This is a genomic window from Streptomyces sp. NBC_00080 (assembly GCF_045041255.1).
GTDB classification, from domain to species: Bacteria; Actinomycetota; Actinomycetes; order Streptomycetales; family Streptomycetaceae; genus Streptomyces; species Streptomyces coriariae.
Genome location: NZ_CP108235.1, coordinates 3,090,637 through 3,116,671, shown reverse-complemented (window position 1 = coordinate 3,116,671; position 26,035 = coordinate 3,090,637). Strand labels below are relative to the sequence as shown.

The window sequence follows — 26,035 nt, the reverse complement described above, 5'->3', positions numbered from 1 at the left end:
CCGATCGGTCGCCGGGAGTTCCTCACGGGCGTCCCCGCTGCCCGCGGAGGTGTTCCGCGACGGGCTTCAGGGCCTGGGACAACTCTGTCGTGGCATCGGGGGCGAGGAGGTCGATGAAGTGCCGCCGCACGGACTCCACATGATGGGGAGCGACCTTCTGCATCGTCTCCAGGCCGTGCTCGGTCAGGACCGCGTACAGGCCGCGGCGGTCGGACTCGCAGTTCTCACGGCGCACCAGGTTGGCGCTCTCCATGCGGGTGATCTGGTGCGAGAGACGGCTCTTGGACTGGAGGGTGGCGGACGCGAGGTCGCTCATCCGCATCCGGACGCCCTCCGACTCGGAGAGGTTCACCAGGATCTCGTAGTCGTTCATGGTCAGGCCGAACGGTTGGAGATCCTTTTCGAGCTGGTACGTCAACAGCCTGTTGACCTCCAGGTGGGTGCGCCAGGCGCACTGCTCCGCATCGGTCAGCCAGCGCGTGGCCGTTTCGGTCTCCATAATTGAAGTCTACCTAAAATGTTGAAAGGCGAACTAGTGAGGGCGGTGTGACGGTGCGCACGCGTTCGATGTCACACTCCGCAGACTACCGCTCACAGCCCGAAGCGACGCTGGAGGTCCCCCAGCTGTCCGGGAAGGCGCGGTGCGCCGGTTTGCGCGCCGGGGCCGCCCCGCCCACCGGGGACGCCGCCCCCGCCGGGCACTCCCGGCTCGTGCGGAACCGCCCCCGTCGCCTGCTCGGCCATGAGCAGCTCGGTCGACTGGAGCAGCACCGTCCCGGCCCCCACGAACTCGAACTGGTGCTCCTCGCCGGAAGCCCCTCCGAGGCCTGTCAGCGCACGTAGACCGCCCATCAGGCCGGTCATGTACCCGTGGTCGTAGTGATGGCACGGGGAGGGGCAGTCGGCCCAGCCGACGAGCGCCTGCGGATCGACCCGGATCGGCGGCTCCATGAACACCACCGGGCCGTTAGATGCCGCGACGAACTTGCCGGTTCCGATCAGCGTGAGAAATCCCGGCACGATCGACTGCTTGAGCGACAGAGTTGGCTGAAAAGCGAGCAGATTGCCCGAGCGAATGGTCAGGTTGCCGTCGTCGAGGTCGTACGAATTCACGTCGAAGGCCCGGTCGGCGAGGAGCATCTTGCCCGAGCCCTCCGCCACGACCCAGTCGCTGGCGTGCAGAGGCGAATGGAATGAAGTGCGCACCAGACGGTCCAGTCGGCCGTGTCCGATGCCGTTGAAGTCGATCGACCCGTAGTAGGCGATCATCTTCCCCTTCTGGAGGAACCACTGGCTCCCCTTGAGCTCCACGCAGAAGGTGTAGCTGTTCACGTTGTCGTCGACCGGCAAGGTCATCGGGTCGTGCACCGTCGGGCCGCCGCCCGGAGCCCCGTACATGCTCACAGCTTCTCCTCCGACGCCTGGACGTACACCGCACCGCTGCCGCTCAGCTCCAGCTGGAACGCCTCGCCGGAGCCCCGGCCCACCATGTCCCGCCAGCCCAGCGCGGTCGACAGCTTGTTGCGGACGTCGCCGTGGTGGGCGACATAGGCCTGGGGGTCGACATGGACCGGGCGCTGCGGGGTGATCGGCACCTCGAAGACGCCGCCGTGGGCCATCACGGCGACGGCGCCGTGCCCCTGGAGGGTGGTGGTGAACAGGCCCTGCCCGCTGACCTGGCCGCGGACCATGCCCATGACCCCGCCCTGGGAGCCCAGGAACATCGTGCCCTGCTGGAGGGTGCCCTCGAAGGCGAGCAGCCGGTCCGCCTCGACGTACAGCGTGTCGCCGGTGAGCCGGATCACCTGGACGTGGTGGCCCCCGTGCCCGAAGAGGACCGTGCCGCTGCCCTCGACGGTCATCAGGGGGGTGTCCTCGTTGGCGAGCCGCCGCCCGATCATGGACATCACCCCGCCCTGCCCGCCCTGGACGTTCGGGGTGAAGGCCACCTCGCCGCGGTAGGCGAGCATGGCGCCGCGCTGGCTGAAGAGCCGTTGGCCGGGGACGACCGTCGCCTCGACCATCTTGGAGTTGATCTCGCGGAAGGTCATCTCACACATCCCCCGCGATCGTGTTGCGCTCGCTCGGCTGGACGTACACCAGGCCGTCCCCCTCGAACCGGATCTGGAAGGCCTCGCCGCCGCCCTCACCCATGAACGTGCGGAAGGTCACACCGGACTGGAAGGTCTGCCGGACGTTGCCCTGGTGCGCGACATAGGCTCCGGGGTCGACGGTCAGCGGGTACTGCGGACTGACCCGCAGCACCACGGCCGGCCCGTCCGAGGTGATGGCCGCCTGGCCGGTGCCCTCGACGGTCGTCGTGAACAGTCCGTTGCCCTGGGTCGCGCCGCGCAGACCGGTGAAGCTCGTCCCGGTCCTGAGTCCGGCGTCGGTCGCGAGCAGGTTGCTCGACTCGACGTAGAGCTTGTCCCCCTGGAGCTGCACGAGATTGATCTCGGAGGCACGATCGGCCAGCCAGCACGTGCCCTGCCCCCTCACCTCCATCATGGTCATCTGCTCGCCGGTGAGCCGCCGGGTGACCATCCCCCGGATGCCCTCACCGCCGCCGCTGAGCTTTTTGAACGCCATCTGCCCGTCGTACGCGACCATCGAGCCGTTCTTCGCCTTCACGGCGTCCCCGGTCACGTCGACGGCGAGCACTTTGCTGCCTTGCAGTCGAAACATCGCCACGCTGCGAAAGGTATCGGCCGTACGGGTGCGTCGAACAGCACCCGGGGGTGGAGAACGACCCTGAACGCACCCTTAGGTGGACCGTTTGCCACAATGGGCGAACGCTTGTGCGTGCATTCACAAACCGACCTGTTCGTCGCCGTACCTCCCCCCGAAGGTGACTCGTGGACCTGAAGACAGCCTCCGCCCTCCGCCGCCTGCGCCTGGTCTCCGCCCCCGAGGCCGTTTCCTTCCTTCTGCTGCTGGTCTGCTCGGTGCTGAAGCGGACCACGGACTTCAACGCGGTGCCCGTGATGGGCATGGTCCACGGCGTGCTGTTCGTCCTGTACGTGCTCTTCTGGGCGGACGCCTGGAACCGCGCGAAGTGGTCCCTGAAGACCGCGGCCCTCTACTTCGTCCTGTCGGTCCTGCCGACCGGCGGCTTCTTCGCCGAGCGCAGGCTGCGCCGTGAGGCCGAGGACGCGGTCATCGCCTCCCGCGCCCGCCGGGAAACGGTGGCGAAGGCATGATCGTCGCGTTCTCCGTCACGCCGCTGGGTGTCGGCGAGGACGTCGGTGACTACGTCGCCGACGCCGTCCGGGTCGTCCGCGCGTCCGGCCTCCCGAACCGCACCGACGCCATGTTCACCTCCATCGAGGGCGAATGGGACGAGGTCATGGACGTCGTCAAGCGCGCCGTCGCCGCCGTCGAGGAACGGGCTCCCCGGGTCTCGCTGGTCCTGAAGGCGGACATCCGCCCCGGTGTGACGGACGGCCTGACCTCCAAGGTGGAGACGGTGGAACGGCATCTGGGGGACCGCTCGGCCTAGCGGGCGGGACGGTGACGGAACACCTGTTTGAGCAGTCGCTCCAACGGGTGATATCGGATGGGGTTTTCGGCCGGTGCCGCCTGGCTAATGTCTCCCGAGGCCGATCAAGTTCCGCGCGGTGGCGTGGCATTGAAGGGGAGTGTGCGGTGGCAGGGCGGCGCGGACCGGGACTGGTCGGCAGGGCGGTCACGGCGCTCCTGGTGGCGGCATCGCTGTCGGTGGTCTGCGTGGGGGAGGTGCCCAGGGCGTCCGCGTGCGCACTCGCCCGCGGCGAACTGACCGTGGACGACCTGCCCGCCGGCTCGTCCGTCCTCGACTGCCGCGCCGTCGGCCGGGTGGTCACCCACGAGGGCGCCGGGGTGGCGGTGCCCGAACCCGGCACGACGGTCAGCGTCGACGCGCTCACGGCGGACGGCTCGGCGCACGGTTTCACCCTGACGGTCGCCGCCGACGGAACGGTCTCCTACGTCTACGAGGAGGCCCATGAGGTGGCCCACGAGGCGACCCGTGCGGCGGCGGCCGCGTCCAGGGCCCGCGCCGACGCCCCCGCCCCCTGTGCCGACGGCGCCTACTCCACCGCGGGCCGCAAGGAGTACGGCACGTACGAGTGGTTCATCGGCGACGGGCCCCTGCCGGGCCGGTTGTCCCACGCCGAGGGCCGGCGGGCCTTCGAGGACGCCATCGCCACCATCACCACCAGCCGCAACGACTGCGGCTACGACGACACGGTCAAGGCGAAGGCCAGGTTCCTGTCGAGCACCGGCAACGAGGCCGGCATCGACCGCGCGGCCCGCTGCACCCGCCGGGACGGTCTGAGCGTGTGGGACGCGGGCGACATCGGCGGCGAGGCCGTCGCGACGACCTGCTCCTGGAGCCGTCCGGTGCCCGACGGACCCGAGGAACTGCTCGAGGCCGACGTCCGCTTCAACACCCATGACTTCCCGTTCACGAACCGTCCGTCCGGCGCCTGCACGCACGCGTACGACATCCGCAGCGTCGCCACGCACGAGGCCGGGCACGTCTTCGGCCTCGGCCACTCCGGCGCCGGACACGAGAACCTGACCATGTACGCGAACTCCTTCGCCTGCTCCACGGACGCCCGCACCCTCGGCAAGGGCGACGTCCTCGGCCTGCGCAGCCTCTACTGAGCGTCGCCCGACACCAGCGCCATCCCCAGCGGCGTCCGCTCGTACAGCACCTGGTGGCCGTAGCGCCGGGACACCAGCAGCCCGGAATCGCGCAGCACCGTCAGGTGGGCGGAGACCGAGGACGGGGCGAGACCGAGCCGGTGGGCGAGGGCGGAGGTGGTCGCCGGATCGTCGAGCGCGCCGAGCACCCGGGCCCGGCCCCGGCCCAGCAGCCGGACGAGCGCCGCGGGGGAGGGGGCGGTGGTGTCGGTCCACAGGCCGCCGATGCCCCGCGCCGGGTACACCAGCGTCGGCTGCCACGGAGGGTCGAAGCCGCTCACGACGTCCGGCCACGAGAACACGCTCGGCATCAGCACCAGCCCCTGCCCGCCCAGGTGCCGCTCGTGCTCGCCGTTCGAGTCGACGGTCAGGGTCCCGGCCCGCCAGCCGCAGCGCCGGTTGATCTCCGGCAGCAGCCCGCCCAGGCCCACCTCGGCCAGCCGCCGGGAGTGGAAGGCGACATCCGCCTCCAGCAGGGCGCGCAGCCGGGGCCAGTCCGGTGCGAGCAGGATGTGCCAGATCTCCTCCAGTACACCGGTCAGCTCCCGGATCATCCGCTCCGGATCCGCAAGCCAGGCCCGGCCTCGAGGCGAGTCCAGTGCGCCGGGGGTGTCCGCGAGCGAGCGGGCGGTGTCCGCGAGGGCTGCCTCGGGGTCGGCGGCCCGGACCGCGGCGAGCTCCTCCTCGAACCCGGCCGCGGGCCCGACCGGCGGTGGGCACAGCCAGTCGGGGGAGTGCCCCCGGCGCGGCATCAGCAGCCACAGACCGGTCAGGTCGAGCGCCTCCGCGGCGGTACGGATCCGGCGCAGCCAGGGCGCGTGGTAGCCGTGCCGGTCGGGCCGCTTGAGGGTGCGCGCGACCTCCTGCGCCTCCCACAGCGGGGACACGGCGAAGCGGCAGCGCAGGAAGTCGTCCTCCCCGAAATGCAGGTACGACGGCACGACCTCACCTCTCGAACATTCGGCGGTGACCGAAACACTAGGGCCTGCGTGGTCCGCCGAGCACGCTGCTGCCATGTCAGAAGTCACGACGCCCTCCACGCCCTCCACGCCCGCGACACCGGCGACACCCACGACCGGGACGCCCGCCGCCGGCTACCTGCGCGTCTTCGCCGTCCGTGAGTTCCGGGCCGTCTTCGCCGCCCATCTGCTGTCCATGCTCGGCGTGATCGTCGCCGAGATCGCGCTGTCCGTCCTCGTCTACGACCTGACCGGCTCACCGCTGATGAGCGCCCTGGCCTGGGCCCTCGGCTTCCTGCCCTACGTCGTCGGCGGCACCCTGCTCGCCGGGGTCGCCGACCGCTTCCCGGCCCGGCGCGTGCTCGTGGGCTGCGACCTGGTGTGCGCGGTGTGCGTGGTACCGATGACGGCGCAGGGCGCGCCCCTCGCCGTGCTGCTCGCCCTGCGCTGCTGTCTCGCCGTGGTCTCGCCGATCTTCGCGGGCACCCGGATGGCCACCCTCGCGGACATCCTCGGCGACGGCGACCTGTTCGTCCTCGGCCGCTCCCTGCTGCGCATCACCGCGCAGAGCGCGCTGCTCGTCGGCTTCGGACTCGGCGGGCTGCTGCTCACCGTCGCCTCCCCGCGCCAGGCGCTGCTCGTCACCGTCGGCACCTTCCTCGCCTCCGCCGCGCTGCTGCGGCTCGGTACCCGCCGCCGCCCGGCCCGGGCCGGGACCGGCGGCGCCCTGGTCACGGACTCCCTCAAGGGCGCCCGGCAGATCCTCGCCGACCGGCGCGTACGGGCGCTGCTGCTGCTCTTCTGGGTGCCGCCGGCCTTCACGGTCGCCCCGGAGGCGCTGTCCGCGCCCTACGCCGACGGCCTGGGCGTCGGCCCCACCGGCCTCGGGCTGCTGATGTGCGCGCTGCCGGTCGGCGCGATCGCCGGCGAGTTGTACGCGGGCTCCCGGCTGCGCCCGGTCACCCGTGAGCGCATCGCGCTGCCGCTCGTCTGTGTGACCCTGCTGCCTTACCTCGGCTACGCCCTCCACCCCGGCCTCGCCGTCTCGCTGCTCCTGCTGGTGGTCTCGGGCGCCGGGTCGGCGTACACCCTCGGCCTCGACCAGTGGATCGTCCGGGACGTGCCCGAGGAGCTGCGCGGACGGGCCATGACACTGCTCACCGCCGGGCTCATGACGTTCCAGGGAGTCGGCATGACGCTCGCCGGGGTGGCCGCGGAGCTGGTGGGTGTGGCGGCCGCGGTCGCGGGGGCCGGAGTGCTGGGGACGGTCTGCTGCGTCCTGTCCGCCCTGGAGGTCCGGCGGACCGAAGGCCGAGACGGGGCTGACCACGATATGACCGGCCGGTAAGGTCTGGAGGCGTGCCGAAACCGCCCAGTCTCCCGTTCGACCCCATCGCCCGCGCCGACGAGCTCTGGAAACAGCGCTGGGGGAACACGCCGTCCATGGCCGCGATCACCTCGATCATGCGCGCGCACCAGATCCTGCTCGCCGAGGTGGACGCCGTGGTCAAGCCGTACGGCCTGACGTTCGCACGCTTCGAGGCGCTGGTGCTGCTCACCTTCTCCAAGGAGGGCGAGCTGACCATGTCGAAGATCGGCGAGCGGCTCCAGGTGCACCCCACCTCGGTGACGAACACCGTCGACCGCCTGGTGAAGTCGGGCCTGGTCGCCCGGCGCCCCAACCCCAACGACGGCCGCGGCACCCTCGCCGTCATCACCGACAAGGGCCGGGAGGTCGTCGAGGAGGCCACCCGCGACCTGATGGCGATGGACTTCGGTCTCGGGGTGTACGACGCGGAGGAGTGCGGGGAGATCTTCGCGATGCTCCGGCCGCTGCGGGTCGCCGCACAGGACTTCGACGAGGAGTGACCCGGCTCCGGCAGGGGTGACCCGGGGCAAGATCTCCCGGAACGGGTCGTTACGCTCGTCGGCATGAAGAAGAGCGTGCTGACCCGCTACCGCGTCCTGGCCTATGTCACCGGTGTGCTGCTGGTCCTGCTGTGCCTGGGCATGATCGCCAAGTACGGCCTGGACGTCGACGGGGCCGCGGACTTCACCCGCGTCGTCGCCATCGCGCACGGCTGGCTCTACGTCCTCTACCTGGTCTTCGCCTTCGACCTGGGCTCCAAGGCGAAGTGGCCGGTGGGCAAGCAGCTGTGGGTGCTGCTCGCCGGGACCGTCCCGACCGCCGCCTTCTTCGTGGAGCGCAGGATCAGCCGTGAGCTGGAGGGCCGGGTCGCCGACGAGGCTCCCGTGGCCGCCAAGGCCTAGATCCGGCGCCGATTCCGGAGTCGAATCCGACGCCGGTTCCCGCACCGATCCCGCCGCCGTACCCGTGCCGCACGCGCGCGTGTACGGCGGTTTCGGCCTTCGGACACGCACGGTTACCAGGATGTCCTACCGATAGCCATCGACATTTACTTGGACGTCCTAGTAAATTTGAGGCATGGACGCTGACGCCATCGAGGAGGGCCGCCGTCGCTGGCAGGCCCGGTACGACGCTTCGCGCAAGCGTGAGGCCGACTTCACCACGCTCTCCGGGGACCCCGTGGAGCCGGCGTACGGGCCCCGGCCCGGTGACACGTACGACGGCTTCGAGCGGATCGGCTGGCCCGGGGAGTACCCCTTCACGCGCGGCCTGTACCCGACCGGCTACCGGGGGCGCACGTGGACCATCCGGCAGTTCGCCGGGTTCGGCAACGCCGAGCAGACCAACGAGCGCTACAAGATGATCCTGGCCAACGGCGGCGGAGGGCTGTCCGTGGCCTTCGACATGCCCACGTTGATGGGGCGCGACTCCGACGACCGGCACGCGCTGGGCGAGGTCGGGCACTGCGGGGTCGCCATCGACTCGGCCGCCGACATGGAGGTCCTGTTCAAGGACATCCCGCTGGGTGACGTCACGACCTCCATGACGATCAGCGGGCCGGCCGTACCGGTCTTCTGCATGTACCTCGTCGCCGCCGAACGGCAGGGCGTCGACCCGGGCCTCCTCAACGGCACACTCCAGACGGACATCTTCAAGGAGTACATCGCCCAGAAGGAGTGGCTCTTCCAGCCCGAGCCGCATCTGCGTCTCATCGGCGACCTGATGGAGTACTGCGCGGCCGGCATCCCCGCCTACAAGCCGCTGTCCGTCTCCGGCTACCACATCCGTGAGGCCGGCGCGACGGCCGCGCAGGAGCTGGCCTACACGCTGGCGGACGGCTTCGGGTACGTGGAGCTGGGGCTCAGCCGCGGTCTCGACGTGGACGTGTTCGCACCCGGGCTGTCCTTCTTCTTCGACGCGCACGTCGACTTCTTCGAGGAGATCGCCAAGTTCCGCGCGGCGCGCAGGATCTGGGCGCGCTGGATGCGGGACGTCTACGGGGCGAAGTCCGAGAAGGCGCAGTGGCTGCGCTTCCACACCCAGACCGCCGGGGTCTCGCTGACCGCCCAGCAGCCGTACAACAACGTGGTGCGTACGGCCGTGGAAGCCCTCGCGGCGGTGCTCGGGGGGACCAACTCGCTGCACACGAACGCCCTGGACGAGACCCTCGCGCTGCCGAGCGAGCAGGCGGCGGAGATCGCGCTGCGCACCCAGCAGGTGCTGATGGAGGAGACCGGCGTCGCCAACGTCGCCGACCCGCTGGGCGGTTCCTGGTACGTCGAGCAACTGACGGACCGGATCGAGGCCGACGCCGAGAAGATCTTCGAGCAGATCAGGGAGCGGGGGCTGCGGGCCCACCCCGACGGGCGGCACCCGATCGGGCCGATCACCTCCGGGATCCTGCGCGGGATCGAGGACGGCTGGTTCACCGGGGAGATCGCGGAGTCGGCCTTCCGGTACCAACAGGCTGTGGAGAAGGGCGAGAAGCGGGTCGTCGGCGTCAACGCGCACACCGGGTCGGTGACCGGGGACCTGGAGATCCTGCGGGTCAGCCACGAGGTGGAGCGGGAGCAGGTGCGGGCGTTGGGCGCCCGCAGGGCCGCCCGGGACGAGACGGCCGTGCGGGGCGCGCTCACCGCCATGCTGGGCGCCGCCCGTGACGGCTCCAACATGATCGGGCCGATGCTGGACGCGGTGCGGGCCGAGGCGACGCTGGGCGAGATCTGTGACGTGCTGCGGGACGAGTGGGGGGTGTACACCGAGCCCGCGGGGTTCTAGACGGCGCAGGCAGGGGCGTCGGCGGGGGCGGGGGCGTCGGCGGCCCCCGCCCTCAGACGTGTTCGCCGGGGAGCTCCTCGGACGCGCCGGTGTCCTCGGACGGGCCGGTCGTCGCGGTCAGGCCCAGGAGCAGGACCCGGGTGAAACTGCGTACCCATTCCTCGTCCGCGGGTTCCGCGCTGACCAGGGTGCGGTGGACCACCGCACCCGCCACGACGTCGAAGATGAGGTCGACCGTGCGGGCGGCCTCGGCCGGGTCGGCCTGCGGGGGGAGTTCACCGCGCGCCTGGGCGCGGGCGCGGCCCTCCAGCACCAGGTCCTTCTGCGGGTCGACGATGGAGGCGCGGATGCGCTCGCGCAGGGCGTCGTCGCGGGTGGACTCGGCGACGGCCGCCATCAGGCCGCTCTTGGCCTCGGGTCGGGCCAGGATCGCCGCGAACTGCAGGACCACACCCTCGATGTCGGCGGCGAGGCTGCCCCGGTCGGGGAGTTCGAGCTCACCGAAGAGTTCCGCGACCGCGTCGACGACCAGTTCGTTCTTGCCGGCCCAGCGGCGGTAGAGAGTCGTCTTGGCGACCCCGGCGCGCGTCGCCACATCCCCCAGCGTCAGCTTGGACCAGCCCAGCTCGACCAGCGCCTCCCGGGTCGCGGCCAGGATCGCCGTGTCGGCCGCGGCGCTGCGCGGACGGCCCGTACGACAGGCGGGGGTGCGGATCTGCATTCCCCGACCATAACCGGCGGTTTGTCATGGGCTTCCGTGAGGGAGATCACCGAGGCGGGGTGTTGCGGAGGCACTCGGTGCCATTACGCTACGACTCGTAGCGAAAGCTCGCGCGGGGCGTGCGCGGGCCGCCTTCCGGGCAGGGTGCGGGGTGGGGACCCCGGCGCTCATGTTCGGGATGTTCGGGACGTATTCGGAACGCTTTTCACGCAGGCGCGCGGACGGGGGAGGATAGACGCATGCAGCCACGGAACATGTCCATGAGCGGAGTCGTCGACCTCGCCGCGGTGAAGGCGGCCCAGGAGGCCAAGGCGAAGGCGGAGCAGACGCGCGCCGAAACGGCACGGCAGGGCGGCGCGGGGGCCGTCTCCCCGGCCGATCTCGTCATCGACGTCGATGAGGCGGGCTTCGAGCGGGAGGTCCTTCAGCGGTCCGCCGAGGTGCCCGTCGTCATCGACTTCTGGGCCGAGTGGTGCCAGCCCTGCAAGCAGCTGAGCCCCGTACTGGAGCGCCTCGCCGTCGAGTACAACGGCCGCTTCCTGCTCGCCAAGGTCGACGTCGACGCCAATCAGATGCTGATGCAGCAGTTCGGGGTGCAGGGCATCCCGGCCGTCTTCGCGGTCGTCGCCGGACAGGCGCTGCCGCTCTTCCAGGGAGCCGCCGGCGAAGCGCAGATCCGGCAGACCCTCGACCAGTTGGTGCAGGTCGCCGAGCAGCGGTTCGGGCTCACCGGCCTGACCGTCGACGCCGACGCCGAGCCGGGCGCCGTGGACGCGGTCGAGGCCGAGCCCGTCGGGCCGTACGACGCGCTGCTCGAAGCCGCCGTGCAGGCGCTGGACGCCGGTGACTTCGGCGGTGCCGTGCAGGCGTACCGCAACGTGCTCGCCGACGACCCGGGCAACAGCGAGGCCAAGCTCGGGCTCGCGCAGGCCGAGTTGCTCCAGCGGGTGGGCGGTATGGACCCGCAGCAGGTGCGCAAGGACGCCGCCGACAAGCCGGAGAACGCGGCGGCGCAGATCGCCGCGGCCGACCTGGATCTGGTGGGCGGTCATGTCGAGGACGCCTTCGGACGGCTCATCGACACCGTGCGGCGCACGGCCGGTGACGACCGGGAAGCCGTACGGCTGCGGCTGCTCGAACTGTTCGAGGTGGTAGGGCCGGACGACCCCCGGGTCGCGGCGGCCCGGCGAGCGCTGGCGCGCGCCCTGTTCTGATCCGGCGGAAGCCGGGTTCTGACCAGTCACTAAACGTCAGAGCCCGTGGTGTCGGAGTGAAAGTTCTGCCGATGTGGTTCCTCTGCGGCCGCGCTTTACCAAATCTTGGTAATCGCGGCCGCTGTTACTGCAAGTAAGACTTGGGCGTTGTTCTGTCGGATTCTGTCCAGCGATCAACAGCTTTGTCCCCGGCGTCGGAGACACCCTGTGTTGCCGGTCGAGACCTATGGGTCGTTGTTCGGTTATCCGGCCGTTACTAGCGAGTAACGAACCCCCTTGTGCGGGCGGCGAGAATGCACCACGATCGGCCACGCTCGGTCCAATCCCGTACCCCGACAGCCGGTTGGGTCAACGGGTTTTCCTGGGTCCCCACCGAGCAGAGCCGACGGCAGTGGAGTCGGCTCTCGGACAGGGGGGTCTTCGCTGCGGTGAAGCCTGTCCAGCAAGGTTGTGCGTGATGCGTGTCAGGCGCGACCAGTGGTTGTCGCTCGGGGGTGATCGCCGGTGATCGGTGCGCGGTTCGCGCCTCCGAGACAGGCGCTCCCCTTCCCGAGGACGTAGCACTTCTCCCATCCCTGCCCGGCTGAGCCGCCGTCCGAGGGGGCTCACGGGATCAGGAGATGTACGTCCGAGAAGGAGGAAATATGGAGTCCCAGGTGCGTGGCGGGACCAGATGGAAGCGCTTCGCTGTGGTCATGGTGCCCAGCGTCGCCGCTACGGCATGTATAGGTGTCGCCCTCGCGCAGGGTGCACTGGCCGCGTCGTTCAGCGTGTCCGGTCAGTCGTTCAAGGTGACGGCCGACAAGCTCGAAGGCACGGGCTTCTCGCAGTACGGCGCGATCGACTCGGGTTACACCCTCGACGGCAAGAAGACGGCTCACGCCGTTGCCGTCTCGGCGTTCAAGAGCGCCTCGATCACGAACATGTGCCAGTCCGTGGTCACCCCGAACATCCCGCTGCTCGGTTCCGTCAGCCTCACGCTGAAGGCGGGCGGCGGCGGTAAGCCGGTCGAGGCGGAGAACCTCTACATCGACGTCGAGGACCTGAGCGCGGACGCCGTGTTCAAGGGCATCGACATCGGTGTGGCCGCGAAGGACGCCAACAAGGGTCCGGGCCTCAAGAGCGGTGACACGGCCAACCCGTACGGGTTCGCCCAGCAGGCGGACTCCGCCACGCTGACCGACGTGAAGCAGACGGCGTGGGCCACCACCGCCGGAACCTTCAAGCTCAGCGGCCTCAAGATGTCGCTGTCGACGGGTGTCAAGGAGTGCTACTAAGCACTCTCTGACGGGCGGGGGGGCCGGTGGCGCCCCCGCCCGTCCAGTCTGAAGCCCGGGGCTTCACCAGCACTTCGACCCACCACCACAGAAACGCCGCACCAGGGAGCTGTTTTCCATGAGCGCCGAGACCCCTGTCGCCCCCGGTCAGTTCACCCGCCGGAGGCAGCAGTTCCGCGCCTGGCGGGGCACCAGGCCGTTCTGGGCGGGCTTGTTCGTCCTCCTCGCCGGCTTCCCCATCGCCTACTTCCCTTACGCGCACCTCCAGGTGGGCCACCTGACGCTGGCGATGGCCACCACCGCGGGCGCGGGGTCGCTGATCATCGGCGTGCTGCTGGGCGTTCTGGGCATCAGTCTGTGGTTCCAGAAGCACGTACAGGTCTTCGCGGGAGTCGCGGCGATCCTGCTCGGTCTGGTCTCCATCCCGGTGTCGAACCTGGGCGGCTTCCTCATCGGCTTCCTGTTCGCGCTGATCGGCGGGGCGATGGCCGTGTCCTGGGTACCGGGCGCACCGCCCGCCCGGGCTCCGGGGCCGGAAGCCGGCGCGACCGCCGGAGGCGCCCCCGAGGGCGCGTTCCCCGCACCTCCCGCCGACGCGGGCGACCTCACCGAGAACCCGTACAGCACGGGCCCGGCCCCCACCGTGAAGCCGTCCTTCACGAAGGACGACCACGGGGCGGGCGAGCCGCACGATCTGCACGATCTGTCAGGAACGAGCCCGGCCAACGGGGCGAACGGGAGGCACAGTGCCGGCTGACGAGGTTTCCACCGGGAGCGATGTGGACGCTGCCCGCGTGAGAACCACCGGGCCGCGGCACGCGGCACCCAAGAAGCCGATCTTCACCAGGTTCCACATGCCGGCCGGCAAGGCGATAGCCCTGGCGGCCATGCCGACGGCGGTCCTGATGGGCATGGGGTTCACGCCGACCCTCGCCAACGCCGAGGACCAGCCGGCGTCCAAGAGCCTCACGATCGACGAGTACAAGGACTGTGTGGCGGCCCTGGAGGGCGCGGACGCCTCCGCGTCGGCCTCCCCGTCGCCGTCCGCCTCGGCGAGCGCGAGCGAATCGGCCGACGACTCCAAGGACGACTCCAAGGACGACTCGAAGGACACGTCGAGCGGCTCGGGCGACACGGGTGACTCCGGTTCGTCGGATTCAGGTTCCGACGACACGGCAGAGCCCGCTCCCGCCGCGTCCTCGGCGGCCGCCGCGCCCGACAAGTCGTCGACGTCCGGTGACACCGCGACGGCGAGCCCCTCGGCCTCCGCGACGGACAAGAACGTCCTGGAGACCATCGGCGACGCCATCACGGACCTCTTCGACGGCAACGACTCCGCCGCGACGGCCGGTTCGAGCCCGTCTCCGTCGGCTTCGGCCTCGGAGTCGGCGCCGTCCGGCGACTCGTCGGCGGACTCCGGCTCGGGCTCCTCGGACGACTCGGGCTCCTCCGGCTCCGGCAAGGACTCGTCCGGCACTACCAAGGACACCACCGACGCCGTCACCGACACGGTGAAGGACACCGTCAAGGACACCGCCGACGAGGCCGAGGACACCGCGAAGGACACCGAGGAGGCCGCCGAGGACGCCACGGCCTCGCCGAGTCCCTCGGAGAGCGCCACCACGGACGCCGACGACTGCCCCGCCGCCACGGACGACGAGGGCGGCATCGACAACAAGATCCGGCTGCCCGACGACCCCTGGTACCTGAACGCCAGTTCGCTGCTCCTCAAGGGCGCCGACTACCAGGGCATCGTCAAGGTGAAGACCGCCAACGGCACGGTCAAGGAGGTGCTGAAGTACGTCATCTCCGACGGCACCGACATCGGCGACCTGCACCAGACGGTGGACGACAAGCAGTCCGGCAAGACGTACCACGTACAGGCGGGCAAGGGCACCACGTCCACCATCCGTGACGGCGACACGATCATGTACACGGAGAGCATCTCCGGCAACCTGTTCGGCCTGATACCCATCACGTTCAGCCCGAAGAGCCCGCCGCCGCTGAACATCCCGCTGATCTACTTCACCAACGTGAAGGTCCAGCAGGCGGGCCAGCTCGGCGGCACGCTGACCGTCCCCGGCCTGCACCAGTTCACGACCGGCTGAGCAGTACCGGCCGATCGTCCCCAGACCCGTCCGGGAGCCGCAACAACGCTGAGGGCGCCCCCTGTTCCACAGGGGGCGCCCTCAGCGCCGTACAAGCCGCCTCGGGCGGCCGGGGTCACCCCGCTCAGTCGCGGGAGCCGCCACCGAGGTGGTGGACACGGAGCATGTTGGTGGTGCCGGGCACGCCGGGGGGCGAGCCGGCGGTGATGATGACGATCTCGCCCGGGTTGAAGCGGTTGATCTTGGCGATCTGCTGGTCGACCATGTCGACCATCTCGTCGGTGCTGTTCACGAACGGCACGATGTGCGACTCGACACCCCAGCTGAGCGCCAGCTGGTTGCGGGTGCCCTCGTCGGTGGTGAAGGCGATGATCGGCTGGGAGGCGCGGTAGCGCGAGAGCCGACGGGCGGTGTCGCCGGACTGGGTGAAGGCCACCAGGCCCCGGCCGCCCAGGAAGTCGGAGATCTCGCACGCGGCGCGCGCGATCGAACCACCCTGGGTGCGCGGCTTCTTGCCCGGCACGAGCGGCTGGAGCCCCTTGCTGAGCAGCTCCTGCTCGGCCGCGGTGACGATCTTCGACATCGTCTTCACGGTCTCGATCGGGTACGCGCCCACGCTCGACTCGGCGGACAGCATGACCGCGTCCGCGCCGTCCAGGATCGCGTTGGCCACGTCGGAGGCCTCGGCGCGGGTCGGACGGGAGTTGGTGATCATCGACTCCATCATCTGGGTCGCCACGATCACCGGCTTGGCGTTGCGCCGGCACAGCTCGATGAGGCGCTTCTGCACCATGGGGACCTTCTCGAGCGGATACTCGACGGCCAGGTCGCCACGGGCCACCATGACGGCGTCGAACGCCGCGACGACGTCCTCCATGTTCTCCACGGCCTGCGGCTTCTCGACCTTGGCGATGACGGGGACCCGGCGGCCCTCCTCGTCCATCACCCGGTGGACGTCGGCCACGTCCTTGGCGTCCCGCACGAAGGACAGCGCGACCAGGTCGGCGCCCATCCGCAGCGCGAACCGCAGGTCGTCGATGTCCTTCTCGCTCAGCGCGGGCACGTTGACGGCCGTGCCGGGCAGGTTGATGCCCTTGTGGTCGGAGATGACGCCGCCCTCGATGACGATCGTCTTCACCCGCGGGCCCTCGACGTCCAGGACCTTCAGCTCGACGTTGCCGTCGTTGATGAGGATCTGGTCGCCGCGCGAGACATCGCCCGGCAGGCCCTTGTACGTCGTGCCGCAGATCGTCTTGTCGCCGGGGACGTCGTCGGTGGTGATGGTGAACTCGTCACCGCGCACCAGCTCGACCGGACCCTCGGCGAAGGTCTCGAGGCGGATCTTCGGGCCCTGGAGGTCGGCGAGGACACCGATGGCCCGGCCGGTCTCCTTGGCGGCGGCCCGGACCCGGTCGTAGCGGCCCTGGTGCTCGGCGTGGGAGCCGTGGCTGAAGTTGAAGCGGGCCACGTTCATGCCGGCCTCGATCAGCGACACGAGCATTTCATGGGAGTCGACCGCGGGGCCGAGAGTACAGACGATTTTCGAACGGCGCATGGGGCGATCCTATCGGTTTGTTTCGCTACGGAATATTCCGTCTGGTGGAAGATACAAATGAGAGGGGTTGTGCTCAGTTGCTTTCCTGCTCAGTTTGTCTTTTTCACCAGTGCGTAGGTCTGTGTGGCGATCTCCAGTTCCTCGTCCGTCGGCACCACGGCGACCGCCACCCGCGCGCCGGCGGGCGAGATCAGCCGCGGCTCGTCACCGCGTACCGCGTTCAGTTCGTCGTCCACCGCCAGGCCCAGGGAACCCAGGCCCGCCACGGCCGCCTCCCGCACCGGCGCCGCGTTCTCCCCGACCCCGGCGGTGAACGCGACCGCGTCCACGTGCCCGAGTACGGCGTAATAGGCGCCGATGTACTTCTTCAGCCGGTGAATGTAGATGTCGAACGCGAGCTTCGCCCGCTCGTCACCCTCGTCGATCCGGCGCCGGATCTCCCGCATGTCGTTGTCACCGCACAGCCCGATCAGCCCGCTCTTCTTGTTGAGAAGAGTGTCGATTTCGTCGATGGACATTTCACCAACACGTACCAAATGGAAGATGACGGCCGGATCGGTGTCCCCGGAGCGCGTACCCATCACGAGCCCCTCCAAGGGCGTCAGCCCCATCGAGGTGTCCACGCACCGGCCCTTCTCGACGGCCGAGGCGGATGCCCCGTTGCCGAGGTGCAGCACGATGACATTCACCTCTTCGGGTGCCTTGCCCAGCAGCTTCGCCGTCGCCCGGGAGACGTACGCGTGCGAGGTCCCGTGAAAGCCGTAGCGCCGCACCCGGTGCGCGTCCGCGGTCTCGACGTCGATCGCGTAGCGGGCCGCGGCCTCCGGCATCGTGGTGTGGAACGCGGTGTCGAAGACGGCGACCTGGGGCAGGTCGGGACGCAGGGCCGTCGCGGTGCGGATACCGGTGAGGTTGGCCGGGTTGTGCAGCGGGGCGACCGGGATCAGCCGCTCGATCTCGGCGAGGACGGCGTCGTCGATCACGGTCGGCTCGGTGAAGCGCTTGCCGCCGTGCACGACCCGGTGCCCGATGGCGGCGAGTTCGGGGGAGTCGAGGCCGAGCCCGTCCTTCGCGAGCTCCTCCGCCACGGCCTTCAGCGCGGCGTCGTGGTCGGCGATCGGCCCGGTCCACTCACGGCTCCCGCCGCCGGTCGCGAGGGGCGTGTGCTTGAGCCGGGAGGACTGCTCACCGATCCGCTCGACGAGCCCGTTCGCCAGCCGGCTGCTGTCCCGCATGTCGAGCAGCTGGTACTTCACCGACGAGGAGCCGGAGTTGAGGACGAGGACACGGGTCGCGGTCACTGCAGGGGAGCCTTCTCGTTCGGGGTCTGGGCCTGGATCGCCGTGATGGCGACGGTGTTGACGATGTCCTGGACCAGGGCGCCCCGGGACAGGTCGTTGACCGGCTTGCGCAGGCCCTGGAGCACCGGCCCGACCGCGATCGCGCCGGCCGAACGCTGCACGGCCTTGTAGGTGTTGTTGCCGGTGTTCAGGTCCGGGAAGATCAACACGCTTGCCTGGCCGGCGACTTCGGAGCCCGGCAGCTTGGTCGCGGCGACGGTCGGCTCCACCGCGGCGTCGTACTGGATCGGCCCCTCGATCCTCAGGTCGGGGCGCCGCTCGCGGACGAGCTTCGTCGCCTCCCGCACCTTGTCGACGTCGGCGCCCGAGCCGGACGTGCCGGTGGAGTACGACAGCATCGCGATCCGCGGCTCCACCCCGAACTGGGCGGCGGTCGCGGCCGCCTGGATGGCGATGTCGGCGAGCTGCTCGGCGTTCGGGTCGGGGTTCACCGCGCAGTCGCCGTACACGAGGACCTTGTCGGCCAGGCACATGAAGAAGACGGACGAGACGATGTCGGCGTCCGGCTTGGTCTTGATGATCTCGAAGGCCGGGCGGATCGTGGCGGCCGTGGAGTGCACCGACCCGGAGACCATGCCGTCGGCGAGACCCTCCTGGACCATGAGCGTGCCGAAGTAGTTCACGTCCGAGACGACGTCGTACGCCAGCTCCACCGTGACGCCCTTGTGGGCCCGCAGCCGGGCGTACTTCTCGGCGAAGGAGTCGCGCAGCTCGGAGGTGGCCGGGTCGATCAGCGAGCAGTCGCCGAGGTCGATGCCGAGGTCGGCGGCCTTCTTGCGGATCTGGTCGACGGGCCCGAGGAGCGTGAGGTCGCAGACGCCCCGGCGCAGCAGCACCTCGGCCGCGTGCAGCACACGCTCCTCGGTCCCCTCCGGCAGGACGACCCGGCGCTTGTCGACGCGGGCCTGCTCCAGGAGCTTGTGCTCGAACATCATCGGCGTGAGGCGGTCGGTGCTCGGCGCGGAGACGCGGCTGAGCAGATCGACCGTGTCCACGTGCCGCTCGAACAGCCCCAGCGCGGTCTCGGCCTTGCGCGGGGTGGCCGCGTTCAGCTTGCCCTCCAGGGAGAACAGCTGCTCGGCCGTGAGGAAGCTGTTGCCGGGCACCGACACGACGGGCGTGCCCGGGGCGAGGCGGGCGGCGAGGGTGAGGATCTCGGTGCTCGGCACCTCGTCGAGGGTGAGCAGCAGCCCGGCTATCGGTGGGGTGCCTGCGCTGTGCGCGGCCAGCGAGCCGATGACCAGGTCGGCGCGGTCTCCCGGGGTGACGACCAGGCAGCCCGGGGTCAGCGCGTTGAGGAAGTTCGGCAGCATCGCCCCGCCGAAGACGAAGTCGAGCGCGTCACGGGCCAGCCCGGAGTCGTCGCCGAGCAGCACCCGCGCGCCCAGCGCGTGACTGATCTGCGCGACGGTCGGGGCGGAGAGCGCGGGCTCGTCGGGCAGCACGTAACAGGGCACGGGCAGCCGCGTCGCGAGCCGGGCGGCGATCTCCTCCCGGTCGTCCGGGGCCACCCGGTTCGTCACCATGGCGAGGACGTCGCAGCCGAGGACCTCGTACGCCCGGTAGGCGTTGCGGGTCTCCGCGAACACGGACTCCACCGTCTGCTTGCGGCCGCCGACGACCGGGATCACGGACGCGCCGAACTCGTTCGCGAGGCGTGCGTTGAGGGCGAGTTCGTCCGGGAACTGGGTGTCGGCGTAGTCCGTTCCCAGGACGAGGACGACCTCGTAGTCGCGGGCGACGCGGTGGAACCGCTCGACGAGGGTGGAGATCAGCTCGTCCGTCCCCTGTTCCGCCTGGAGGGCGGAGGCCTCGTGGTAGTCCATGCCGTAGACGGTGGCCGGATCCTGCGCCAGCCGGTAGCGCGCACGCAGCAGCTCGAAGAGCCGGTCGGGCCCGTCGTGGACGAGGGGACGGAACACGCCCACCCGGTCGACCTGCCGGGTCAGGAGCTCCATGACTCCCAGCTCGACGACCTGACGGCCGTCGCCGCGGTCGATTCCGGTCACGTACACGCTGCGGGTCACGCGAGCTCTCCGTCTCTGTACAGGGGTCTGGGGGCACGGGGCACAAAAATCGCCCACCTAGGTGAGCAGATCCCTCTTGACAATACCTCTGGCCGTAGTTAAGGCGCCCGTCAAGAGACAGCCCGCTCGGCGGCGTGAAACAATCGAATCCGGCTCCCCGGTACCAACAGCGAGCAGGAGACACAGCACGATGCGCATCGGAGTTCTCACCGCAGGTGGCGACTGCCCCGGCCTGAACGCAGTGATCCGGTCGGTCGTGCACCGCGCCGTCGACCATTACGGCGACGAGGTGATCGGCTTCGAGGACGGCTACGCGGGTCTGCTGGACGGCCGTTACCGCGGCCTCGACCTCAACGCGGTGAGCGGCATCCTGGCCCGCGGCGGCACCATTCTCGGCTCGTCCCGCCTGGAGCGCGACCGGCTGCGCGAGGCTTGCGAGAGCGCCTCCGACATGATCCACGACTTCGGCATCGACGCGCTGATCCCGATCGGCGGCGAGGGCACGCTGACGGCGGCGCGGATGCTGTCGGACGCCGGCCTTCCGGTGGTGGGCGTGCCGAAGACGATCGACAACGACATCTCGTCGACGGACCGCACGTTCGGCTTCGACACGGCGGTGGGCGTCGCGACGGAGGCGATGGACCGCCTCAAGACCACGGCGGAGTCCCACCAGCGGGTGATGGTCGTCGAGGTGATGGGCCGGCACGCGGGCTGGATCGCGCTGGAGTCCGGCATGGCCGCGGGCGCGCACGGGATCTGCCTGCCGGAGCGGCCCTTCGACCCCGCCGACCTGGTGAAGATGGTCGAGGAGCGGTTCGCGCGCGGCAAGAAGTTCGCGGTGATCTGCGTCGCGGAAGGCGCGCACCCGGCCGACGGCACCATGGACTACAGCAAGGGCGCGATCGACCAGTTCGGTCACGAGCGCTTCCAGGGCATCGGCACGGCGCTGGCCTACGAGCTGGAGAAGCGGCTCGGCAAGGAGGCCCGGCCGGTGATTCTCGGCCACGTCCAGCGTGGCGGTGTCCCGACGGCGTACGACCGTGTCCTGGCGACCCGCTTCGGCTGGCACGCGGTGGAGGCGGCGCACCGGGGCCAGTTCGGGCGGATGACCGCGCTGCGCGGGACGGACGTGGTGATGGTGCCGCTCGCCGAGGCGGTCACCGAGCTGAAGACGGTGCCCAAGGACCGGATCGTCGAGGCGGAGTCGGTCTTCTAGGGCAGGCCCCGGGGCGCTGCCTCGCGGGCGGGCCCTAGGCTGTCCGGCTCTCGAGGCTCGTCCAGAAGGTGTCGACGATCCGGTCGAGGAAGTCCCGGCCGACGTCGCTCGCCTCCCCGGCCGCGCTGCCGTCGCCCCAGCTCAGCGTGGCGACCATCTGCCCCTGGTAGTCCTGGTGCAGCTCCTGGAGGGTCTCCTCCAGGAGACGCCGGTCCAGGGGCACGATCCTGCCCACGGGCCTGACGTACGCCTGCCAGCGGGTGCGGGCGGCGGTGCGCAGCAGGTCCGCCAGTTCGGCTTCGAGGCCGGTGACGGTGACCAGGTCGGGCAGTGAGAGGTCGAGCAGCTCGGCGAGTGCCGCGGACTGCCGGTCCGTGCCGCGCCACTGCCCGCTCTCCTCCATCCGCGTGTACGCGAGGAACTCGTGCCCCACGGCCCGGGCGACGTCCTCGGGGGCGAAGCCCTGGGCGACGCGGTGTTCGCGCAGGGTGCGCGGCCTGCCGATGAGTTCACCCGGGGAACACCACAACACGCCCGCGAGAGCGGTGAGTTCGGGATGCGTGGGGGTGAGTGCCCCGCGCTCCCAGGCGATGACGAGATCGGGGGTGGCGTGCGGCAGGGCGTAGGAGGTGCGCAGTCCGTGGGCGACGTGGTCCGGGGTCATGCCGAGGGCGGCGCGGAGCCTGCGGGCGGCGGGAGCGTTGAAGGGGGGACCTGGCTGACGGGTGTGGGCTGGAGGTCTGGGCACGGGGGACAAGCTAGGGGGCGCGGGGAGTGGTGACTACAGGGTGTTCGGACATAGTCACCGGTTGTAGGAACCTACGGTGGTGACCGGTCGGTCAGTTGTGCCGGGTGACCTTTCCGACGACCGGCCCGTAGTACGTACCGCCCTGAAAGGTGATGGTGTCGCCGCCTGTGCCTGAGCCTGTGCCTGTGCCGGGTCGGGGCTCCGCCTGGGCGCTGGTGGCGTTCCGTGGGCGAGGGGCGTGCTTGCGCAGGACCGCCAGCGCGACCTTGGCCGCCTGCCCCGCCGCCAGCTCCTGCGAACCCTCCGCGTCGGCCGTGCTCTTCCCGGCGTCGGCGAGGTCGCTGATGCCCCGGACGACGAGGGCGTCCAGCCCGCCGCTGAGATGCGCCGCGTGGGACGCCCCTGAGCCCTCCATCTCGATGGCGTACGCGTCGTTGTACGTCCGTCGGATGTGATCCCGCAGCGCGGACCGGTCGTCGGCCAGCACGACGTCCCCGCAGGCGATCGGCTTGCGGTGGGCCCGCACCCCGTCCAGGTCCCGCAGCGCCGAGCGGGCGGCCTGCACCAGGCGGTGCGAGCCGTGCCAGACCTCGGGGCGGGCCAGAAAACCCTGCGGGGTCTGCTTGCCGCCGTGGACGGCGTAGACCTTGGTGCCGACGACGACGTCACCGAGGCGCAGGTCGTCCTTGAGGCCGCCCGCGACGCCCACGAAGAGCAGGCATTCGGGGGCGAGTGCGGAGACGATACGGGTGGTGAGCGCGGCCGTGTTCAGGGCACCCTCGCCGAGCTCGGCGAGCGCCACCGTCCAGCCCGTACCGGAGAGCCGTCCCCGTTCGAGACGGGTTCCGTCGTCGAGGACGACTTCGTCGAGGGATTCCAGGAGGGCGCGCACGGCGTCGTACTCGACGGGCAGCGCGGTGAGGACCACGGCGATGGGTTCGGTCTCGGGCACCCCTCTAAGGTACTGCCAGGATCATCGGGGGAGGGGGCGGTCACCATGGCCGAACGGGACGTCACTGCCGGGCAGTTGTTGCTCGCCGAGTACCAGACCGTCAAGGACGAGCAGAAGGCGCGGATCGGGTTCCGGGACAACCTGCTGTACGTGACCCTGGCGGTGGTGGCGGCGGTGATCGCCGCGGCGGCCCAGGCCGAACAGACGTCCATGCTGCTGGCGTTGCCGCCGGTGTGCGTGGTGCTGGGGTGGACCTACCTGGTCAACGACGAGAAGATCTCGGCCGTCGGGCGGTATGTGCGGCAGGAGTTGGCGCCGCGGCTCGCCGAACTGGCCGGGACCGAGGCGGCGTTCCGGTGGGAGACGTACCACCGGGCCGACCCCGGGCGGATCTCGCGGAAGATCGCGCAGTGCGTGGTGGATCTGCTGGCGTTCTGTGTCGTGCCGACGGCCGCGCTGGTCGTGTACTGGGGCGGGGGACAGGTGTCGGCGGGGCTGCTGGTGCTGTCCGTGGCCGAGGCGGGGGCGGTGGCGGGGCTGGGCGTGTTCGTCGTGCGGTACGCCCTGCCGTTCGGGGGCGGCGGTGAGTGAGGGAAGTGGCGGCGGGTGGGGGTCGCGGCGGTGAGCGACGGCGGCCGCGATGCGTCGGGGTGGTGACGGCGGGCGGCAGCAGGTGAGGGTCGTGGCGAGTGGTCAGGGCGGCGTGGAGGTCACTTTCCGCGAGTCGTCCGGACCCAGCGGTAGACCAGTTCCGGCCTTCCCACCTGCCCGTACAGCGGTTTCCGCTCGGCTCTCCCCGCCTCCACCAGATGCTCCAGATAGCGCCGGGCCGTGATGCGTGAGATGCCCACCGACTCGGCGACCCCCGCCGCGGTCAGCCCCTGCTCCGCCTCCCGTACGGTCTCCGTCACCCGCTCCAGCGTGGGCGCGCTCAGCCCCTTGGGCAGCGCGGCGGGTCCCGGCGCGCGCAGGGTCGCCAGCGCCCGGTCGACCTCGTCCTGGCCGCTCGCCTCGCCCGCGGCCCCCCGGAACTCGGCGTACCGCACCAGCCGGTCCCGAAGCGTGGCGAAGGTGAAGGGCTTCAGTACGTACTGCACGACGCCGAGCGACACGCCCTCGCGCACCACCGTCAGGTCCCGAGCCGACGTCACCGCTATCACGTCCGCGTGATACCCCGCCGCCCGCAGCGAGCGGGCCAGCTGGAGCCCGTGCGCGTCCGGCAGGTGCAGGTCCAGCAGCAGCAGGTCGACCGGCGTGCGGTCGAGCAGGCGCCGGGCCTCCGCGCCGGTGTGCGCCTTGCCCACCGCGACGAACCCCGGCACCCGGCCCACGTACATCACATGCGCGTCCGCGGCGACCGGATCGTCCTCCACGACCAGCACTCTGATCGGCTCTTCGCTCGTCATCCGTTGCCTCCGGACCCCGACGCGGACCCGGTGGCGCCGGAGGCCGCCGTCGCCGGCAACGGCAGGCGCACCAGGAACTCCGCTCCGCCGCCCGCGGCCTCCGCCACCGACAGCGTCCCGTCGTGCCGCTGTACCGCCTGACGGACCAGTGCCAGCCCGAGGCCCCGCCCGCCCGGCCCGGCCGGCTTCGTCGAGAAGCCGCGCTCGAAGACCAGGGTGGCGTGCGCGGGATCCACTCCCGCTCCCGTGTCCGCCACCCGCAGCAGCAGCTCGGCGCCCTCCGTGGCGGCGGTCACCGTCACCTGCGCCCGGGTGCTGCCCTGGGCCGCGTCCACCGCGTTGTCGATGAGGTTGCCCAGGATCGTCACCAGGTCCCTGGCGGGGAGCGACTCCGGCAGCAGACCGTCGTCCAGGCTGCTCTCCTGGGACACCACCAGCTCCACGCCCCGCTCGTTCGCCTGGGCCGTCTTGCCCAGCAGCAGGGCCGCCAGGACCGGCTCGCTGACCGCCGCGACCACCTGGTCCGTCAGCGCCTGGGCCAGTTCCAGTTCCGCCGTGGCGAAGTCCACCGCCTCCGCCGCCCGGCCCAGCTCGATCAGCGACACCACGGTGTGCAGCCGGTTCGCCGCCTCGTGGGCCTGCGAGCGCAGCGCCTGCGTGAAGCCGCGTTCGGAGTCCAACTCTCCCATCACGGACTGGAGTTCGGTCACATCGCGCAGGGTGACCACGCTGCCCCGGCGCTCGCCGCCCGAGACCGGGGAGGTGTTCACCACGAGCACCCGGTCCGCCGTCAGGTGCACCTCGTCCACCCGGGGCTCCGAGGAGAGCAGCGCACCCGTCAGCGGGGCCGGCAGACCCAGTTCCGCGACCGACATGCCCACCACCTCTCCCGAGACGCCCAGCAGCTCCCGGCCCCCGTCGTTGATCAGCGCCACCTTGTACTGTCCGTCCAGCATCAGCAACCCCTCCCGCACCGCGTGCAGTGCGGCCTGGTGGTAGTCGTGCATATGGCTCAGCTCGGTCGCGTTCATGCCATGGGTGTGGCGGCGCAGGGACGCGTTGATGACGTACGTGCCGATCGCGCCGAGCGCGAGGGCACCGCCGGCCACCGCGAACAGGGCCGTCACCTGGTCCTGCACCCGCTTGCTGATCGACTCGACCTTGATCCCCGCGCTGACCAGCCCGATGATCGTGCCGTCGTCCTCGATCGGGGTGACCGCGCGCACGGACGCGCCGAGGGTGCCGGTGTAGGTCTCGGTGAAGGTGTCGCCCTCGAGGGCCTTCGCGGTGTTGCCGCGGAAGCGCTGGCCGATCTGGGTCCTGTCCGGGTGGGTCCAGCGGATGCCCTCCGGGTTCATGATCGTGACGAAGTCGACCTCCGTGTCCCTCATGACCCGCAGGGCGTAGGGCTGGAGCTCGGCGGTGGGCTTCGCGGTCCGTATCGCCGCCCGTACGGAGGGTGAGTCGGCGACCGAGCGGGCCACGGCCGTGGCCTGGCGGCCCGCCGCCTCCTCGGCCTGGTTGCGGTCGCTGACGTAGGTGAACAGCGCGTATCCCGCGACGAGCACCGCTATCAGCACCGCCTGCATGGCGAAGAGCTGGCCGGCCAGGCTGCGGGGTCTCGGCAGAGCGGGGATGCGCATGTCGTCAGTGTGCCC

General features: G+C 70.5%; 26 protein-coding genes. 13 read left to right on the top strand and 13 right to left on the bottom strand.

Translation table 11 applies throughout. The annotated features are described in order from the left end of the window. Nucleotides 1–22: 22 nt before the first annotated feature. The 4 genes from OHU34_RS13550 to OHU34_RS13535 form a co-directional block, all read right to left on the bottom strand. Nucleotides 23–499 (bottom strand): MarR family winged helix-turn-helix transcriptional regulator, encoded by a 477-nt coding sequence (locus tag OHU34_RS13550; RefSeq protein ID WP_142266208.1) that lies wholly within the window; start codon nt 497–499, stop codon nt 23–25. 92 nt (nt 500–591) lie between these two features. Continuing rightward, nucleotides 592–1,398: an AIM24 family protein gene (locus tag OHU34_RS13545; RefSeq protein WP_108222053.1), complete on the bottom strand. Its 807-nt coding sequence runs from the start codon at nt 1,396–1,398 to the stop codon at nt 592–594. A gap of 2 nt (nt 1,399–1,400) precedes the next feature. Then, nucleotides 1,401–2,051, bottom strand: a complete 651-nt coding sequence (locus tag OHU34_RS13540; RefSeq protein WP_142266209.1) for an AIM24 family protein — start codon at nt 2,049–2,051, stop codon at nt 1,401–1,403. A gap of 1 nt (nt 2,052) precedes the next feature. Next, on the bottom strand, nt 2,053–2,685 hold the full coding sequence (locus OHU34_RS13535; protein WP_037736072.1) for an AIM24 family protein: 633 nt from the start codon (nt 2,683–2,685) through the stop codon (nt 2,053–2,055). 170 nt (nt 2,686–2,855) lie between these two features. Here OHU34_RS13535 and OHU34_RS13530 point away from each other — a divergent pair, with 170 nt between their 5' ends. The 3 genes from OHU34_RS13530 (at nt 2,856) to OHU34_RS13520 (ending at nt 4,647) form a co-directional block, all read left to right on the top strand. Beyond that, nucleotides 2,856–3,200 carry a DUF3817 domain-containing protein gene (locus tag OHU34_RS13530; protein WP_142266210.1) on the top strand — a complete coding sequence of 115 codons (345 nt, stop codon included), beginning with the start codon at nt 2,856–2,858 and terminating at the stop codon, nt 3,198–3,200. After that, the gene (locus OHU34_RS13525; protein WP_020131144.1) at nt 3,197–3,499 is read left to right on the top strand and encodes an MTH1187 family thiamine-binding protein; all 303 of its coding nucleotides are present in this window, start codon (nt 3,197–3,199) and stop codon (nt 3,497–3,499) included. Before OHU34_RS13530 ends, OHU34_RS13525 begins: the two co-directional genes overlap by 4 nt. Nucleotides 3,500–3,645: 146 nt before the next feature. Continuing rightward, the gene (locus tag OHU34_RS13520) at nt 3,646–4,647 is read left to right on the top strand and encodes a matrixin family metalloprotease (protein WP_230194611.1); all 1,002 of its coding nucleotides are present in this window, start codon (nt 3,646–3,648) and stop codon (nt 4,645–4,647) included. Here OHU34_RS13520 and OHU34_RS13515 read toward each other — a convergent pair. Continuing rightward, a complete protein-coding gene (locus OHU34_RS13515; RefSeq protein ID WP_142266212.1) occupies nt 4,641–5,627 on the bottom strand; it encodes a DUF5937 family protein in 987 nt (328 codons plus the stop codon). The two genes, OHU34_RS13520 and OHU34_RS13515, sit on opposite strands and share 7 nt — an antisense overlap. Nucleotides 5,628–5,700: 73 nt before the next feature. Between OHU34_RS13515 and OHU34_RS13510 the strand changes: the two genes are divergently transcribed. The 4 genes from OHU34_RS13510 to OHU34_RS13495 all read left to right on the top strand — a co-directional run bounded on the left by OHU34_RS13510 (nt 5,701) and on the right by OHU34_RS13495 (nt 9,792). Continuing rightward, nucleotides 5,701–6,993, top strand: a complete 1,293-nt coding sequence (locus OHU34_RS13510; protein ID WP_405766463.1) for an MFS transporter — start codon at nt 5,701–5,703, stop codon at nt 6,991–6,993. An 11-nt stretch (nt 6,994–7,004) separates the two neighbouring features. Continuing rightward, a complete protein-coding gene (locus OHU34_RS13505) occupies nt 7,005–7,514 on the top strand; it encodes a MarR family winged helix-turn-helix transcriptional regulator (protein WP_020131140.1) in 510 nt (169 codons plus the stop codon). 63 nt (nt 7,515–7,577) lie between these two features. Next, complete coding sequence (locus OHU34_RS13500) at nt 7,578–7,916, top strand: DUF3817 domain-containing protein (RefSeq protein ID WP_020131139.1); 339 nt, start codon at nt 7,578–7,580, stop codon at nt 7,914–7,916. Nucleotides 7,917–8,091: 175 nt separating this feature from the next. Continuing rightward, the gene (locus OHU34_RS13495; protein ID WP_142266214.1) at nt 8,092–9,792 is read left to right on the top strand and encodes a methylmalonyl-CoA mutase; all 1,701 of its coding nucleotides are present in this window, start codon (nt 8,092–8,094) and stop codon (nt 9,790–9,792) included. 52 nt (nt 9,793–9,844) lie between these two features. Here OHU34_RS13495 and OHU34_RS13490 read toward each other — a convergent pair whose 3' ends face one another. Further along, nucleotides 9,845–10,513: a TetR/AcrR family transcriptional regulator gene (locus OHU34_RS13490; protein WP_405766460.1), complete on the bottom strand. Its 669-nt coding sequence runs from the start codon at nt 10,511–10,513 to the stop codon at nt 9,845–9,847. A gap of 239 nt (nt 10,514–10,752) precedes the next feature. Here OHU34_RS13490 and OHU34_RS13485 point away from each other — a divergent pair, with 239 nt between their 5' ends. The 4 genes from OHU34_RS13485 to OHU34_RS13470 all read left to right on the top strand — a co-directional run bounded on the left by OHU34_RS13485 (nt 10,753) and on the right by OHU34_RS13470 (nt 15,112). Next, nucleotides 10,753–11,727, top strand: a complete 975-nt coding sequence (locus OHU34_RS13485) for a tetratricopeptide repeat protein (RefSeq protein ID WP_142266216.1) — start codon at nt 10,753–10,755, stop codon at nt 11,725–11,727. A gap of 644 nt (nt 11,728–12,371) precedes the next feature. Beyond that, nucleotides 12,372–13,004 (top strand): DUF6230 family protein, encoded by a 633-nt coding sequence (locus tag OHU34_RS13480; RefSeq protein WP_057603490.1) that lies wholly within the window; start codon nt 12,372–12,374, stop codon nt 13,002–13,004. Between the two features lie 118 nt (nt 13,005–13,122). After that, the gene (locus tag OHU34_RS13475; RefSeq protein ID WP_142266217.1) at nt 13,123–13,761 is read left to right on the top strand and encodes a DUF6114 domain-containing protein; all 639 of its coding nucleotides are present in this window, start codon (nt 13,123–13,125) and stop codon (nt 13,759–13,761) included. Then, nucleotides 13,751–15,112, top strand: coding sequence for a hypothetical protein (locus tag OHU34_RS13470; RefSeq protein ID WP_405766457.1), 1,362 nt, complete (start codon nt 13,751–13,753; stop codon nt 15,110–15,112). Before OHU34_RS13475 ends, OHU34_RS13470 begins: the two co-directional genes overlap by 11 nt. Nucleotides 15,113–15,236: 124 nt before the next feature. Here the strand turns inward: OHU34_RS13470 and pyk are convergent, their stop codons facing one another. The 3 genes from pyk to pta all read right to left on the bottom strand — a co-directional run bounded on the left by pyk (nt 15,237) and on the right by pta (nt 20,055). Then, on the bottom strand, nt 15,237–16,667 hold the full coding sequence (gene pyk, locus OHU34_RS13465; protein WP_142266219.1) for a pyruvate kinase: 1,431 nt from the start codon (nt 16,665–16,667) through the stop codon (nt 15,237–15,239). 89 nt (nt 16,668–16,756) lie between these two features. Then, on the bottom strand, nt 16,757–17,968 hold the full coding sequence (locus OHU34_RS13460) for an acetate kinase (RefSeq protein ID WP_142266220.1): 1,212 nt from the start codon (nt 17,966–17,968) through the stop codon (nt 16,757–16,759). Continuing rightward, nucleotides 17,965–20,055 carry a phosphate acetyltransferase gene (gene pta / locus OHU34_RS13455; RefSeq protein ID WP_405766453.1) on the bottom strand — a complete coding sequence of 697 codons (2,091 nt, stop codon included), beginning with the start codon at nt 20,053–20,055 and terminating at the stop codon, nt 17,965–17,967. Before pta ends, OHU34_RS13460 begins: the two co-directional genes overlap by 4 nt. A 190-nt stretch (nt 20,056–20,245) precedes the next feature. Between pta and OHU34_RS13450 the strand changes: the two genes are divergently transcribed. After that, nucleotides 20,246–21,271 carry an ATP-dependent 6-phosphofructokinase gene (locus tag OHU34_RS13450; RefSeq protein WP_142266222.1) on the top strand — a complete coding sequence of 342 codons (1,026 nt, stop codon included), beginning with the start codon at nt 20,246–20,248 and terminating at the stop codon, nt 21,269–21,271. Between the two features lie 34 nt (nt 21,272–21,305). Here the strand turns inward: OHU34_RS13450 and OHU34_RS13445 are convergent, their stop codons facing one another. Beyond that, nucleotides 21,306–21,935, bottom strand: coding sequence for an XRE family transcriptional regulator (locus OHU34_RS13445; protein ID WP_405772249.1), 630 nt, complete (start codon nt 21,933–21,935; stop codon nt 21,306–21,308). 175 nt (nt 21,936–22,110) lie between these two features. After that, nucleotides 22,111–22,971 carry a 5'-methylthioadenosine/S-adenosylhomocysteine nucleosidase gene (locus OHU34_RS13440; RefSeq protein ID WP_405766451.1) on the bottom strand — a complete coding sequence of 287 codons (861 nt, stop codon included), beginning with the start codon at nt 22,969–22,971 and terminating at the stop codon, nt 22,111–22,113. A gap of 45 nt (nt 22,972–23,016) precedes the next feature. On the opposite strand from OHU34_RS13440, the gene OHU34_RS13435 reads away from it, so the two are divergent. Further along, complete coding sequence (locus tag OHU34_RS13435) at nt 23,017–23,562, top strand: hypothetical protein (protein ID WP_405766449.1); 546 nt, start codon at nt 23,017–23,019, stop codon at nt 23,560–23,562. A 119-nt stretch (nt 23,563–23,681) separates the two neighbouring features. Here OHU34_RS13435 and OHU34_RS13430 read toward each other — a convergent pair whose 3' ends face one another. Together OHU34_RS13430 and OHU34_RS13425 are read right to left on the bottom strand one after the other, a co-directional pair. Beyond that, on the bottom strand, nt 23,682–24,377 hold the full coding sequence (locus tag OHU34_RS13430; RefSeq protein ID WP_020131125.1) for a response regulator: 696 nt from the start codon (nt 24,375–24,377) through the stop codon (nt 23,682–23,684). Then, the gene (locus OHU34_RS13425) at nt 24,374–26,020 is read right to left on the bottom strand and encodes a sensor histidine kinase (RefSeq protein ID WP_230194606.1); all 1,647 of its coding nucleotides are present in this window, start codon (nt 26,018–26,020) and stop codon (nt 24,374–24,376) included. The genes OHU34_RS13430 and OHU34_RS13425 overlap by 4 nt, the downstream gene beginning before the upstream one ends. Nucleotides 26,021–26,035: the final 15 nt, after the last annotated feature.